10 protein-coding genes are annotated in these 14,531 nt (G+C 71.7%); 4 read left to right on the top strand and 6 right to left on the bottom strand.

All coding sequences use genetic code 11. The features are described from left to right. Nucleotides 1-30: 30 nt before the first annotated feature. Together ACFYM2_RS05600 and ACFYM2_RS05595 are read right to left on the bottom strand one after the other, a co-directional pair. Nucleotides 31-1,056: a LacI family DNA-binding transcriptional regulator gene (locus ACFYM2_RS05600; protein WP_388455988.1), complete on the bottom strand. Its 1,026-nt coding sequence runs from the start codon at nt 1,054-1,056 to the stop codon at nt 31-33. A gap of 573 nt (nt 1,057-1,629) precedes the next feature. Next, entirely contained in the window at nt 1,630-3,171 is a 1,542-nt protein-coding gene (locus ACFYM2_RS05595; protein WP_388455990.1) for a M1 family metallopeptidase, read from the bottom strand. Nucleotides 3,172-3,402: 231 nt separating this feature from the next. Here ACFYM2_RS05595 and ACFYM2_RS05590 point away from each other — a divergent pair, with 231 nt between their 5' ends. Beyond that, the gene (locus tag ACFYM2_RS05590; protein ID WP_388833579.1) at nt 3,403-5,424 is read left to right on the top strand and encodes a Xaa-Pro dipeptidyl-peptidase; all 2,022 of its coding nucleotides are present in this window, start codon (nt 3,403-3,405) and stop codon (nt 5,422-5,424) included. A 354-nt stretch (nt 5,425-5,778) separates the two neighbouring features. Here ACFYM2_RS05590 and ACFYM2_RS05585 read toward each other — a convergent pair whose 3' ends face one another. Then, nucleotides 5,779-6,543 carry a thioesterase II family protein gene (locus tag ACFYM2_RS05585; RefSeq protein WP_388833576.1) on the bottom strand — a complete coding sequence of 255 codons (765 nt, stop codon included), beginning with the start codon at nt 6,541-6,543 and terminating at the stop codon, nt 5,779-5,781. A gap of 248 nt (nt 6,544-6,791) precedes the next feature. Here ACFYM2_RS05585 and ACFYM2_RS05580 point away from each other — a divergent pair, with 248 nt between their 5' ends. Continuing rightward, on the top strand, nt 6,792-8,429 hold the full coding sequence (locus tag ACFYM2_RS05580; RefSeq protein ID WP_388833573.1) for an ABC-F family ATP-binding cassette domain-containing protein: 1,638 nt from the start codon (nt 6,792-6,794) through the stop codon (nt 8,427-8,429). A 97-nt stretch (nt 8,430-8,526) separates the two neighbouring features. On the opposite strand, the gene ACFYM2_RS05575 is transcribed toward ACFYM2_RS05580, so the two are convergent. Then, nucleotides 8,527-11,004 carry a Tex family protein gene (locus ACFYM2_RS05575; protein WP_388833570.1) on the bottom strand — a complete coding sequence of 826 codons (2,478 nt, stop codon included), beginning with the start codon at nt 11,002-11,004 and terminating at the stop codon, nt 8,527-8,529. A 66-nt stretch (nt 11,005-11,070) separates the two neighbouring features. Further along, nucleotides 11,071-11,934: a hypothetical protein gene (locus ACFYM2_RS05570; RefSeq protein ID WP_388833567.1), complete on the bottom strand. Its 864-nt coding sequence runs from the start codon at nt 11,932-11,934 to the stop codon at nt 11,071-11,073. Between the two features lie 143 nt (nt 11,935-12,077). On the opposite strand from ACFYM2_RS05570, the gene ACFYM2_RS05565 reads away from it, so the two are divergent. Then, nucleotides 12,078-13,046 (top strand): GlxA family transcriptional regulator, encoded by a 969-nt coding sequence (locus ACFYM2_RS05565; protein ID WP_388833564.1) that lies wholly within the window; start codon nt 12,078-12,080, stop codon nt 13,044-13,046. Nucleotides 13,047-13,152: 106 nt separating this feature from the next. Then, a complete protein-coding gene (locus ACFYM2_RS05560) occupies nt 13,153-13,791 on the top strand; it encodes a DJ-1/PfpI family protein (protein WP_358993379.1) in 639 nt (212 codons plus the stop codon). Here the strand turns inward: ACFYM2_RS05560 and ACFYM2_RS05555 are convergent. After that, nucleotides 13,763-14,530 (bottom strand): enoyl-CoA hydratase/isomerase family protein, encoded by a 768-nt coding sequence (locus ACFYM2_RS05555; protein WP_358993376.1) that lies wholly within the window; start codon nt 14,528-14,530, stop codon nt 13,763-13,765. The two genes, ACFYM2_RS05560 and ACFYM2_RS05555, sit on opposite strands and share 29 nt — an antisense overlap. Between the last annotated feature and the right edge of the window lies 1 nt (nt 14,531).

The raw sequence follows: 14,531 nt of genomic DNA, 5'->3' as shown, positions 1-14,531 counted from the left end.
CGGGCTGACCCAGGCCGCCGGCAGCTGACCTCAGGCCGAGGCCCGGCGGACCAGGGCGGTCGGGGTGATCACGGAGGCGGGTGGGGCTACGACGGCGCCGCCCTGATCGAGTCCCCGCAGCAGCAGCCGGGCCATCAGGCGGCCCATTTCCTCGATCTCCTGGCGCACGGTCGTCAGAGGCGGGTCGGTGGCCTCCGCGACCGAGGCCATGTCGTCGAAGCCGACCAGGGCGACATCCTCCGGTACGCGCCGGCCACTGTCCCGCAATACTCGCAGCGCGCCCGAGGCCATCAGGTCGTTGCCCGCGAAGACGGCGTCCAAGTCCGGTCGCCGGGCCAGGAGTTGGCTCATCGCCTCGGCCCCGCTCTCGGAGGTGAACGCGCCCTCGGCGACCAGTGCCGGATCCGCCTCAGGGAGTACATCACGGTATCCGGCGAGACGGTCCGTCGAAGCGGTCTGGTCCAATGGGCCAGCGATGTGTGCGATGCGTTTGCGCCCGATCGCGAGCAGGTGGCGTACGGCCTCGCGTGCGCCACCCCGGTTGTCGGCGTCGACGTAGGGGACGGAGGTCGGGAAGCCGGGTCGGCCGCCGAAGACCGTCAGCACACCTGCTCCCCGGGTGATGGCCGGGAGCGGGTCTTCCTCGTGCAGCGAGAAGGCGAGCGCTCCGTCGACGTGACCGCCTGCCAGGTACCGGGACACCCGCCCGTAATCGTCGGCGTCCTCCACGAGAAGCAGCACCAACTGCGTGTCATGGGCGGAGAGTTCCTTGCCGATGCCGCGAATCTGCTGGGAGAAGAAGGGGTCGGAGAAGAACCTGGTTTCCGGTTCGGCGACGATCACGGCGACCGCGCCGGTGCGGCGGGTCACGAGTGAACGGGCCGCCGGATTGGGGATGTAGCGCAACTCCTCCACGGCCTGGCGCACTTTCTCCACCAGATGGGGGCGCACCCCTGTACCGCCGTTGACCACCCGGGAGGCGGTGGCCCGGGACACGCCGGCGTGTGCCGCGACGGCGTCGAGGGTGGGACGGATCCCGAAGTACCACTCGGTCAAGGCGAGTTCTCCTCATCGGCAGGTGGAGAGCGGACGCGGGTCGGCGGCCCCCGGGTGAGCGAGCAGGCGCACAACTGCCCTGTCGCGCACGGTAGTAGCCCGGCGGCCAGAACCGTGTTGCCCGGCAGGGTATCGGGTGCCCGCTGTCCGCGAGAGCGCTCTCGCCTCCGCGCGCTGGCGGCCCTTATGTCCGGCCACACCTGGTGAGAGCGCTCTCATCTCCACGCGCGCCCGGCGAGCCTTGTGTCCGGTCGCGCCCCGTGAGAGCGCTCTCACCTCCACGCGTGCCCGGCGGCCTTGCGTCCGGCCGTACCTTGTGAGAGCGCTTTCCTCCGCCCCTCGCACCGCTTCTCACGCTCCGGGCCCCACCCCTTTCTCGTGTCCAGTCATCGGCCTTTTCCTATGTCCATTCATCGGTCTGGGTGATGGCCGCGCGGTTGGTCGTTCGGCCGCCGGGCCCCTCGGCCGTCCGCCGGGCCCGGCGGGGAGACTCCGCCGAGCCCGTCGGCCGGGCGCCGAACGGCACAATCGTGGCCGTTCGGCGCCCGACCGGCCCCGCGGCCTGGTAAGGCCTCAGTGCTGAGCGGGTACCGTGTGCGACTCGACGATCTTCTTCCAGGACTTCGGTTCGACGGGCGCACCCTGCTCGGCGGGCTGCGCCGACCTGGCGGAAGGCGACTTGGCGAGTCCTGCCGCAGTCCCCAACTTGGCCTTGGACGCAGCCGAGTTGGAGGGCTTGGCGGGCTGGAAGAGCCAGGTGTCGAAGAGCTCGGCGAGCGGCTTGCCCGAGATCTTCTCGGCGTACTTGACGAAGTCACCGACCGCCGCGTTGCCGTAGGCGTGCTCGGTCGGCCAGCCCTTGAGGATCTTGAAGAACGACGCGTCGCCCACCGTGTTGCGCAGGGCCTGGATGGCGAGGGCGCCCCGGTCGTAGACGGCGCCGTCGAACTGGTTGTCCGGGCCCGGGTCGCCCGGCTTCACCTTCCAGAACGGGTCGTCGGCGGGGTGCTGGGAGTACACCCAGTTCGCCAGTTCCTGGGCGGTGCCGTCACCCTCCTTCTCCGACCAGAGCCACTGGGCGTAGGAGGCGAAGCCCTCGTTGTCCCAGATGTCCTTCCAGCCCTTGACGGAGACGCTGTCGCCGTACCACTGGTGCGCCAACTCGTGCACGATCACCGACACGTTGGCACCGTTGGCGAACTGCGCCGGGCTGTAGAACGGGCGGGTCTGGGTCTCCAGGGCGAAGTGGCTCGGCACGTTGGGGGCGTAGCCGCCGACGGCGTTGAACGGGTACGTGCCGAAAACGCTCTCAAGCCACTCCGTGACGTCCTTGGTGCGCTCGATGCTGGCGCGAACGGCGCCGTCGTTGTCGCCCAGGTCCTTGCTATAGGCATTGAGGATGGGCAGCCCGCTCGCGGTCTTGTCGGTGGTGATGTCGAACTTGCCCACTGCCAGCGTGGTCAAGTAGGACGCCTGCGGCTTGTTGGAACGCCAGTTGTACGTCGTCCAGCCGAGCTTCGAACTCTGGCTCTGGAGAACGCCGTTGCTGATCGCCTGCGTACCGTTGGGCACCTTCACCGACACGTCGTACGTGGCCTTGTCCAGCGGGTGGTCGTTGGAGGGGAACCACCACACGGCCGAGTCCGGTTCCTGGGCGGCCACGCCGCCGTCCGGGGTGCGCTGCCAGGCGGTCCAGCCGTCGACCTTCAACTCCGAAGGCTTGCCCGCGTACTTGACCACGACAGTGATCGACTTGCCCTTGGCGAGCGGCGTGGCCGGGGTGATCTCCAGTTCGTGACTGCCGGAGGTGGCGAACGTGGCTTTGACGCCGTTCACCCGCACTTCGCTGACGGCGAGCCCGAAGTCCAGATTGAAGCGGGAGAGGTCCTGCTGGGTGGTGGCCAGCAGCGTGGCCGTACCCTCCAACAGGTCGGTGGCGGGCTGGTACTTGAGCTTCAGGTCGTAGTGCGAGACGTCGTAGCCGCCGTTGCCGCTGGCCGGGTAGTAGGGGTCGCCGATGCCCGGGGCGCCCGGAGTGAAGTCCGCGGCCGATGCCGGGATCACCAGCAGCAGGGAGGCGGCGAGCACGCTCGGGGCGAGAATTCTGCGGTACACAAAAGCTCCAAGTCGTCAGTGTCGTCGTGGGGTGAACGATGGTGAACGATCTCTTCGGACCTTATTCAGCCCCGCCGCCCCGGTCATGTCCATGGCCCCTCTTGTCACACGATCGCCATTCGGCCGACATGGTGCGTGCGCACTCGCGCGGCGTGCCCGCTCCCGTTCGTCCGCCTTTCTTCCCCGACCGCCCCCTGTCGCAGGGCAGTTGACCGGGGGTACCTTCCGCCCATGCCGATACGCGCGCGGGGCGCCCGCCACAGAACAGGACTCCTGAGGTCTCCCGGATTCCTCAGATCATTCGTCTTCGCGGCCGTGGCCGCTCTGGCGGCGGTGCTGCCGGCGCCGGTGGGCGCCCAGGCGGCGGCCCGTCCCACGGAGAGCCGGCCCATCTACTCGTATGAGAGCGCTATCCGCGAGGCGGTCTGGGTGGACACCGGGCTCGACGCCGACGGGGACGGCAGGGGCGACCGCGTCGCGGTCGACATCGTCCGCCCGCGCGAACCGGCACAGCAGGGCCGGAAGGTACCGGTCATCATGGATGCCAGCCCGTACTACTCCTGCTGCGGACGCGGCAATGAGAGCCAGCTCAAGACGTACGACGCCAAGGGTGACGTCGTGCAGATGCCGCTGTTCTACGACAACTACTTCGTGCCGCGCGGCTACGCGTTCGTGGGCGTGGACCTGGCCGGAACCAATCGCTCGGACGGCTGCGTCGACGTGGGCGGCCGCTCCGACATCCTGTCGGCGAAGGCGGTCATCGACTGGCTGAACGGCCGCGCGCGGGCCTACACATCGCGTACGGGCACGGAACGCGTCACCGCAGGGTGGACCAACGGCCGCACCGGCATGATCGGCAAGAGCTGGGACGGCACCATCGCCAACGGCGTGGCCGCCACCGGCGTCGAGGGCCTGAAGACGATCGTGCCGATCAGCTCGATCTCGTCCTGGTACGACTACTACTTCGCCAAGGGTGCCCCGTTGTACGACGGCGGTCCCGCCGAACTCGCCGACGCCGTCGAAAGCCCGGACGCGCGGGCACACTGCGCCGCGGCGCGGCAGAAGCTGGTGGACGGCTCGCCACGCAGCGGTGACTGGACGCAACTGTGGAACGACCGGGACTACGTGCTGCGCGCTGATCACGTCAAGGCCAGCGTGTTCGTGGTGCACGGCATGCAGGACCTCAACGTCCGCACCAAGAACTTCGGCCAGTGGTTGGAGGCGCTCGCCGCGAACGGGGTCGAGCGGAAGATCTGGCTGTCGCAGACCGGGCACGTGGACCCGTTCGACTACCGGCGCGACGCCTGGGTCCCCGTCCTCCACCAGTGGTTCGACCACTATCTCCTCGGCTACGACAACGGCATCGAGCGCCGGCCGATGGCGGACATCGAGCGCCACCCCGACCAGTGGTCCACCGACCGGGTGTGGCCCCCGTCCGGCACCTCGGCCGCCACCGTGCACCCGGTGAACGGTCCCGTGCCGGGTGTGGGAGCGCTTACAGCAAGCCCCGCTCCTGCCGGGACGGCCGCCACCTTCACCGACAACCCCGCTCTCGACGAGAACAGTTGGGCCGCGAACATCGACAAAGCGACGCCGGACAAGGCCGGGTTCGCCACCGCCCCGCTGACCAAGGATCTGAGAGTGTCCGGCTCGTCCAGGGTGAGCGTCACGGTGACGCCCACCACCAGCAGCGCCCACCTCTCGGCGGTCCTCGTCGACGTCGGGCCGGACACCATCCGCAACTACGCGGGCGAAGGCGAAGGCATCCTCACTGGCACCGACCGCACCTGCTGGGGTGCGAGCACGGCCGGTGACAGTTCGTGCTACCTGACGACGTCGGCGGACAAGGCGGACGTCGGCTTCACCGTCTTCAGCCGTGGCTGGGCCGACCTCGGCAATTACGCCTCCGACCGCAAGGGTGTGCCGCTGACCCCGGGCAAGGCGTACACCATCACGCTCGATCTCGCGGCCACGGACCATGTCGTACCGGCCGGGCATCGCCTCGCGCTGATCGTGGCCGGCACCGACAACGGCCTCATCGACCCGCCCCCGAGCAGGCCGACCCTCACGCTCGACCTGGCGCGCTCGGGTGCCAGGGTGCCGTTCGTCGGAGGGGCCGGCGCGTTCACGCGGGCCACGTCCGGCGCGCGCCCGAACGTCGCGGCCGGCGTCCCGGACGGTACGCCGTCCTCGCCAGGGGTCCCGGTTCCCCGGATGGCGGCGCAGCGCCTGCCGGGCGGTGCCGGTCGTTGACGACGGTGAGGCGGAGAGCGCGCTGCGACCTCCGCCAAGGTCGGGAGCGCTCTCGGTCGCGCTGAGGTCGGGAGCGCTCTCAAGGGTCTCCGTCCCTGAGAGCGCTCCCGGGCCGGCCGCCAGCGGAGAGCGCTCCCAGCCAGTCGGCAGGCCGGGAGCGCTACCAAGCAACCGGCGCGCCGAAAGCGCTCCCAGGCGGCCGACCGGCCGGGAGTGCTCCCAGGGAGTCACCCGCCGAGAGCGCTCCCGCCCGCCGCAACGTTCGGGAGCGCTCCCGGATCTGGTGCCGCCCGGCTCCGTACGCGTCTCAGGCGGTAGCCGGCGCCGCTCAGGCCGGAACCGGTGTCACCCCCCTCAGGCTGTAGCCGGCGCCTGTACTGTCCTGACGGCCTCGGCCAGGGCGCGTAGGACGGGGTCGGGGTCGGTGCGCAAGTAGAAGTGGCCGCCCGGGAATTGACGTACCGTCAGGGGCGCGCTGGTGTGGCTCTGCCAGCCGTTCAGCTGTTCAGGTGTGTGGTCGGCGCTGCCGCCCAGGATCGTGAGGGGGACGGGGAGGGGTTCCGCCTCTTGCCAGGTGTAGGTCTCCAGGACGCGGTAGTCGGCCCGCAGCGCGCCGACGATCAGTTCGCGCAGCTCCTGGCTGTCCAGGACCTCCTGCGGTATGCCGCCGTGCATCGAGGCGACGCGCTCGATGAGGGCGTCGTCGGACAGCTGGTGTACCGGGCCCGAGACGCGCGCCCTTGGCAGGTGCGGCGCGGGGCAGCCCGAAAGGATCAGCCGCGCGGGCAGCGGCCGGCCCGCGTCGCGCAGGGCGCGCGTGATCTCGTAGGCGACGAGGGAGCCCAGGCTGTGGCCGAAGAAGGCGTACGGCTGGGGGCTCAACGGCACCTCTTCGAGGAACGCCGCCACCAGGGCCTGCATCGTGGGGAACATCGGCTCTCGAAAGCGCGACCCTCGGCCCGGCAGCTGTACGGCGTGGAGCTCGGTGTCCGTCACGCTCCGGCCCCAGCGGATGTACTCCGTGGCCGAACCGCCGGCGTGCGCGAAACAGTAGAGCTTGGGGGCGCCGGGGCGCGACTGTCCTGCGATGAGCCAGCTGGGCGACGCGGGGGAGTGCATGGTGCGGGAACCTCCGGGTGAGCGGGCGGGCGAAGCGGCGGGCGGGGAGCCGGCCACGCGCCGGGGCGCCTCCCCGTCGGCCCCATGCCGATGAGTCTCCCATTCATCCGGCGCGTACCTGGCTGGTTCTGGCCATGTGCGCGCGCCGGGACGGCGGGGCCGGAGGCGGCCGGCCCCAGGCCGGGTGGGTGGAGGGGCCGGGGACGGGGTCCGGCCCGGTTCGGTGACCGCTTAGGATCGGTCATCTCATGACTGCCACTCTCGTCGCCAAGGACCTCGCCGCCGGCCACGGCGACCGCACCCTCTTCGCCGGGCTCGACCTGGTGGTCGCCCCCGGCGACGTCATCGGCCTCGTCGGACCCAACGGGGCGGGCAAGTCCTCCCTGCTGCGCCTGCTCGCCGGGCTCGACACCCCCGAGGAGGGCGAGCTGCGGCTCTCCCCGCCCGGCGCGAGCGTCGGACACCTGCCGCAGGAGCCCGACCGGCGCCCCGGCGAGACGATCCGCGCCTTCCTCGCGCGGCGCACCGGTGTCGCCGCCGCCCAGGAGACGATGGACGCCGCCACGCAGGCCCTGGTCGACGGGGCGCCCGGCGCCGACGACGCCTACGCTGACAGCCTGGAGCGCTGGCTCGCGCTCGGCGGCGCTGACCTGGACGAGCGGGCCGAGGAGGTCGCCGCGTCGCTCGGTCTGACCACCGGCCTCGATCAGCCGATGACCGCGCTCTCCGGCGGCCAGGCCGCCCGCGCCGGGCTCGCCTCGCTGCTCCTGTCCCGCTACGACGTCTTCCTGCTCGACGAGCCGACCAACGACCTCGACCTGGACGGCCTTGAGCGCCTTGAGACCTTCGTCAAGGGGCTGCGGGCCGGCACGGTCGTCGTCAGCCACGACCGCGAGTTCTTGGCCCGTACCGTCACCAAGGTCCTCGAACTCGACCTCGCGCAGCAGCAGATCAACCTGTACGGCGGCGGCTACGAGGCGTACCTCGAAGAGCGCGCCACCGCGCGACGCCACGCGCGCGACGACTACGAGGAGTACGCCGACAAGCGTTCCGCCCTCGAAGGCCGCGCCCAGATGCAGCGTTCGTGGATGGACAAGGGCGTCAAGAACGCCCGTCGCAAGGCCACCGACAGCGACAAGCTCGGGAGGAAGTTCCGCAGCGAGTCCAGCGAGAAGCAGGCGGCCAAGGCGCGACAGACCCAGCGCATGATCGAGCGCCTTGACGTGGTGGACGAGCCGCGCAAGGAGTGGGAGCTGCGGATGGAGATCGCTTCCGCGCCGCGTTCCGGCGCCGTCGTCGCCACGCTGCGCGACGCCGAGGTGCACCGGGAGGCGTTCACCTTCGGGCCGGTCTCGCTTCAGATCGACTGGGCCGACCGTGTCGCGATCACCGGGGCCAACGGGTCCGGCAAGTCGATGCTGCTCGCCGCCCTCCTGGGGCGGCTGCCGCTGGACGCCGGGCACGCCACGCTCGGCTCGGGTGTCGTCGTCGGTGAGGTCGACCAGGCGCGCGGGCTTTTCCTCGGGGACGACGCGCTGCTGGAGGCGTTCTGCGCGGCGGTACCCGAAACGGAGCCCGCCGAAGTCCGCACGCTGCTCGCGAAGTTCGGCCTCAAGGCGCACCATGTGCTGCGTCCGGCCGGGTCGCTCTCGCCGGGGGAGCGGACCCGCGCCGCGCTCGCGCTGCTCCAGGGCCGGGGGGTCAACCTCCTCGTTCTCGACGAGCCGACCAACCACCTGGACCTGCCCGCCATCGAGCAGCTGGAGTCCGCGCTCGACTCCTACACCGGCACGCTGCTTTTGGTCACCCATGACCGGCGCATGCTGGACGCCATCCACACCACGCGCCGTCTGGAGGTCGCGGACGGCAGGGTGACCGAGCGCTGAGCCCCGCGCCCGGAAGGGCTGAAGCCGTCATGTGAGTGCGGGCGTACGGCAGGTGGAGCACGCGGTTGCCGTACGCCCGCACCGGTCATCCGGCAGGTCAGCGGCCGCCGCGGCCCTTCGGGTCGATCAGGCCCGCCTTGCGCAGGGCGTCCGCCATCGCGCTGTTGGCGGGGGCCGGCGCGGCGCCTCGGCCCTGTCCGCCACCCTGCCGGTCGCCACCCTGCCGGCCGGCGCCGCGCGCCTCGCCGCCGCCGGAGCCACCCCGGCGCTGCTGCCCCTGCCCGTGGCCCTGTCCGCCGCCCTGGCGCTGGCGCGGGGGCCGGCCGCCCAGGTCCTGGCCGGCCTGGCCGCCCTGGCCCCGGCCGCCGCGCTCGCGCTGGGGCGCGCCGCCCGGCGCGGACGCGTCGTCGTCCAGCCGCAGCGTCAGCGAGATCCGTTTGCGCGGCACATCGACGTCGAGGACCTTGACCTTGACGATGTCGCCCGGCTTCACCACATCGCGCGGGTCCTTCACGAAGGTCTTCGACAGCGCCGAGACATGGGCGAGCCCGTCCTGGTGGACGCCGATGTCGATGAACGCGCCGAACGCCGCCACGTTGGTGACGACGCCTTCGAGGACCATCCCGGACTCCAGGTCGCCGATCTTCTCGACGCCCTCCTTGAACGTGGCCGTCTTGAACGCGGGACGCGGGTCACGGCCCGGCTTTTCCAGCTCGCGCAGGATGTCCGTCACGGTGGGAAGGCCGAACTTCTCGTCCACGTAGTCGTCGGGCCGCAGCGAGCGTAGCACCCCGGTGTTGCCGATGAGGGACGCGACCTCGCCGCCCGCCGTCTTCACCATCCGCCGCACCACCGGATACGCCTCGGGGTGCACGCTGGAGGCGTCGAGCGGGTCCTCGCCGTCGCGGATGCGCAGGAAGCCCGCGCACTGCTCGTACGCCTTGGGGCCGAGCCGTGCCACGTCCTTGAGCGCCCGGCGGGAACGGAAGGGGCCGTTGGTGTCGCGGTGCGCCACGATGTTCTCGGCCAGACCCGAGCTGATGCCGGACACCCGCGAAAGCAGCGGCGCCGAGGCGGTGTTGACGTCGACTCCCACGCCGTTCACACAGTCCTCGACCACCGCGTCCAGCGAGCGCGACAGCTTCACCTCGGACAGGTCGTGCTGGTACTGGCCGACCCCGATGGACTTGGGGTCGATCTTCACCAGCTCGGCCAGCGGGTCCTGAAGGCGCCGGGCGATGGAGACCGCGCCGCGCAGGGACACGTCCATGTCGGGGAACTCCTGCGAGGCGAAGGCGGATGCCGAGTACACCGAGGCGCCCGCCTCCGACACCATCACCTTCGCCAGGTTCAACTCCGGGTGCCCGGCGATGAGTTCCCCGGCGAGCTTGTCCGTCTCGCGGGAGGCGGTGCCGTTGCCGATGGCGATCAGCTCGACCGCGTGCTCCTGGCAGAGCGCGGCCAGCTTCTTCAGCGCCTGGTCCCACTTGTTCGCCGGGACGTGCGGGTGGATCACATCGGTGGCCACGACCTTGCCGGTCGCGTCCACGACCGCCACCTTCACGCCCGTGCGGAAGCCGGGGTCGAGACCGAGGGTGGCGCGGGTGCCGGCCGGGGCGGCGAGCAGCAGGTCGCGCAGGTTGGAGGCGAACACACGGACCGCCTCGTCCTCGGCGGCGGTACGAAGGCGCAGCCTGAGGTCGATGCCGAGGTGGACCAGGATGCGGGTGCGCCAGGCCCAGCGCACCGTCTCGCCCAGCCACTTGTCGCCGGGCCGGCCCCGGTCGGCGACGCCGAAGCGGCGCGCCACCATGTTCTCGTACGTCGAGGGGCCGGGCTCGGCCGAGGGCTCCTCGGGTTCGAGGACGAGGTCGAGGACGCCCTCCTTCTCGCCGCGCAGCATCGCCAGGACCCGGTGCGAGGGCAGCGCGGTGAACGGCTCGGTGAAGTCGAAGTAGTCGGCGAACTTGGCGCCGGCCTCCTCCTTGCCCTCCCGTACCTTCGCCGCGAGCCGTCCCTTCGTCCACATGCGTTCGCGCAGTTCGCCGATCAGGTCGGCGTCCTCGGAGAACCGCTCGGCCAGGATCGCGCGTGCGCCCTCAAGGGCGGCCGCCGGATCGGCGACGCCCTTGTCGGCGTCCACGTACGCCGCGGCCGCCACGAGCGGGTCGCTGGACGGATCGTCCAGCAGGCCGTCCGCGAGCGGTTGCAGACCGGCCTCGCGCGCGATCTGCGCCTTGGTGCGCCGCTTGGGCTTGAAGGGCAGATAGATGTCCTCGAGGCGGGCCTTGGTGTCGGCGGCCCGGATCTGCGCCTCCAGGGCGTCGGTGAGCTTGCCCTGCTCCCGTACGGACTCCAGGACCGCCGCGCGCCGGTCCTCAAGTTCCCGCAGATAGCGCAGCCGCTCCTCGAGGGTGCGCAGCTGGGCGTCGTCCAGCATCTCGGTCGCTTCCTTGCGGTAGCGAGCGATGAACGGGACGGTGGACCCGCCGTCGAGCAGTTCGACGGCGGCCTTCACCTGCCGCTCCCGTACGCCGAGTTCTTCGGCGATCCTGCCTTCGATGGACGTCGTCACGTTGCCGTACCGCCTTCTCGCTGAGCCTGAGGCGCCATTGTGGCAGGCGGCGGTGACAATCGGCGATCAGCCCTTGCCGATGAGGTCGGCCGGGAATCCCCCGGCCAGGGCGGCCGTCGTCAGGAACTTGGAGGCGAGTTCGGTGAGCCGGGCCACGCCTTGCTCGCCGAGGTGTTCGTAGGGGGCGAGGTCGAGGCGGTCGGTGCGGTCCTCGATGCCGGCGCGCAGCGCGGTTCCGGCCTCGGTCAACTCGCCCTCGGCGTCGAGCAGTCCGCGCTCGCGCAGGCGCCCGGCGGCGGCGTCCCAGTCCGATTCCTGCCAGCCACGGGTGGCGAGCACCCAGTGCGGCACCATGCCCTTGCCGGTCGCGGTGTGGCTGACCAGGGCCTCCAGCGGGTCGAGTCCGGCGTCGAGCAGGGCCGTGAGGTGGCCGTCGCCCCGGTGTTCGCGCAGCAGCGTCGCGGCGTGCCAGAAGGCGAGGTGGGGCTGGTCGGGCACGGGCAGGTCGGCGTGGGCGGCGTACAGCGGGCGGGCGTGGCGGGTGCAGCCTTCGGTGGCGCGCAGGGCGAGCTCTGCGGCTTCGGCCAGTTCCGGCGAGGCGAGCGCTTCGTCGCCGAGGAGGCGGCGCAGGGTGGCGTCGGCGGCCCGCAGGCGCGCGGCCAGGACGGTCTCGGGGGAGGCGGTGCGCCACACCATCGGCAGGTGCCGGGCGATCAGGGCGTGGTTGAAGTTGTAGAAGGAGGCCGCCACCACTCCTGGCCCGACGGCGCCCATGGCGGCGGCCCGGCCCGCGAAGTAGGCGGCGGCGCGGTCTTCGATGCCGATCGCGGCGAGTTCCCTGGTGAAGTCGGGCGAGAAATAGATCGTGGAGTGCAGGGAGTTGACGGGGCTGTGGCAGCGGCGTCCGGCGCGCGAGGGGAGAGAGCTCATGCCCCGCACGTTACCGACTGGTCGGTACGCCCGGGAAGGGGCGGGCCGGAACCCCGAAGACCCCGGGAACCCTGGGCCCATGGCAGGAAAGGTGGGATTCTTGTCATTGCGGCCACCGTCGCGGAGCCCCAAGGATGGGGAGCATGACGCAGCGCTCCGTCCTGGTCGTCCTGTTCGACGGCGTCCAGAGCCTCGATGTGACCGGCCCCGCCGAGGCGTTCACCGCGGCCGGACGCGTCCTTGGCGACCCCGCCGCCTACCGGCTGCGCTTCGCCTCGCTCGACGGGGCGCCGGTGACCGCGCACAGCGGACTGCGCCTCATGGCGGACGCCTCGCTCAAGGACGCGGGACCCAGAAAAACGGACATCCTGCTCGTCCCGGGCGGCGACGGCGCCCACCACCCCGATGCCGGGCTCCTGGACTGGCTGCGCGCGCACGGGCCAGGGGCGGACCGGCTCGTCTCCGTCTGCTCGGGCTCGCTGCTCCTGGCCGAGGCGGGACTGCTCGACGGACACCGGGCCACCACGCACTGGGCGTCCTGCGCCGACATGGCCCGGCGCTATCCGGCGGTACGCGTCGAAGCCGATCCGATCTTCGTGCGGGACGGCCGCGTGGCGACCTCGGCCGGGGTGAGCGCGGGCATCGATCTTGCGCTCGCCCTGGTGGAGGAGGACCACGGCAGGGGCGTCGCCCTCGCCGTCGCCCGCATCCTGGTGGTGTTCCTGCGCCGCCCGGGCAACCAGGCCCAGTTCAGCGCCCAGCTCGCGGCGCAGACGGCGCGGCGTGAACCCCTGCGCGAACTCCAGCAGTGGATCACCGAGCACCCCGGCGACGACCTCAGCGTGGAGGCCCTGGCCCGGCGCGCCAGACTCTCGCCGCGCCACTTCGCCCGCGCCTTCCACGCCGAGACCGGCACCACGCCGGGCCGCTACGTCGAGCGGGTCCGCCTCGAACACGCCAGGCGCCTGCTGGAGGAGACCCCGGACGGCGTGCGGGAGGTCTCCCGCGCCGCCGGATACGGCACCCCCGAGGCGATGCGGCGCGCCTTCGTCAAGACGCTCGGCACGGCTCCCGCCGAGTACCGCCGCCGCTTCCGTCCCACCCCCGCGTAGCTCGCGCGAGGACCACGCGCGCGGCGCGCACGCCCGCACCGGCCCGTTCGCGGCCTCGGGGTCCGCCGCGTGCCCGTGCCCGACCTTTTTCGATGAAGGACAGCCCATGCTGATCGCCGTCGCCCTCTACCCCGGCTTCACCGCGCTTGACGCGGTCGGCCCCTACGACACCCTCGCCCGCCTCCCCGGCGCCGAGACGGTGTTCGTCGCCGAGCAGGCGGGGCCGGTGCGCAACGACGCCGGGGGCCTGACCCTGATGGCCGAGAAGTCCTTCGAAGAGGTGCCGCGGCCCGACATCGTCGTGGTGCCCGGAGCCCCGCCCGAGGCCGTCGAGCCGTATCTGGACGGCGGACCGCTCCTTGACTGGCTGCGCGAAGCCGACATCGCCTCCACCTGGACCACGTCGGTGTGCACCGGCTCGCTGCTGCTCGGCGCGGCCGGGCTCCTCAAGGGACGCCGGGCGACCTCGCACTGGCTGGCCCTCGACCGGCTCGCGGCGTTCGGCGTGCACACGACGGGCGAGCGGGTCGTCGTCGACCGCAAGTACGTCACCGCCGCCGGCGTCTCCTCCGGCATCGACATGGGGCTCACCCTGCTCGGCGCGATCGCCGGGGACCGCTACGCCCAGGCCGTCCAGCTGCTCATCGAGTACGACCCGCAGCCGCCCTACGACGCGGGCTCACCCGACAAGGCCCCCGCCGACCTGGTGGAGCAGTTCAGGTCGAACGGATTTCCCCGGGACTGAGCGGCCAGAGGAAGCACGGGGGCCTGCGCTCGAGGAACGCGGCGATCCCCTCCTCGGTGTCGCCGCAGGCACGCTCCTGTGCGGCCCAGTACTCCTCGCGGCCCGTCCTGCCGTCCGTGAACTCCTTGGCCGCCGCCTGCGTGAGCTGGGAGCGCGCCACCAGGAGGCGGCTGAACTGCTGCACCCGCCTGCCCAGTTCGCCCTCGGGCAGCACCTCGTCCACCAGGCCGGTGCGCAGCGCCCGCCCGCTGTCGATCAACTCGCCCGAGAACAACAGGTACTTGGCGCTCGCGGGCCCCACGAGCGCGGCCAGGCGCCGGGTGGAGGAGGCCGGGTAGACGATGCCGAGCTTGGCGGGCGTGATGCCGAAGAGGGCGTCCTGGCGCGCGAACCGCAGATCGCAGGCGGCGGCCAGCTGGCTGCCGCCGCCCACGCAGTGCCCGCGCACCGCGGCGAGCGTGGGGCGGGGAAAGGCCGCGAGTGCTTCCTCGGCCCGTACCGCGAGCGCTCTCGGGTCCTCGCCCGGCTCACGCAGTGAGGAGATGTCGGCCCCCGCGCAGAAGGTGTCCCCCGCTCCGGTCAGCACCAGCACCCGTACGCCCGGATCGGCCGCCAGGGTGTCGAGCAGGGGCGGCAGCGCGCGCCACATGGCCGAGGTCATCGCGTTGCGTTTGGCGGGGTTGTCGATGACGACGGTGGCGACGCCCTCGCTGAGGCTGTGCCGTAGCTGCGGCTGCATG

The sequence above is a fragment of the Streptomyces sp. NPDC006711 genome (assembly GCF_042869775.1).
Lineage (GTDB): Bacteria > Actinomycetota > Actinomycetes > Streptomycetales > Streptomycetaceae > Streptomyces.
Note: the sequence above shows the minus strand (reverse complement) of the source record. Positions and strands in the feature narration are given on the sequence as shown.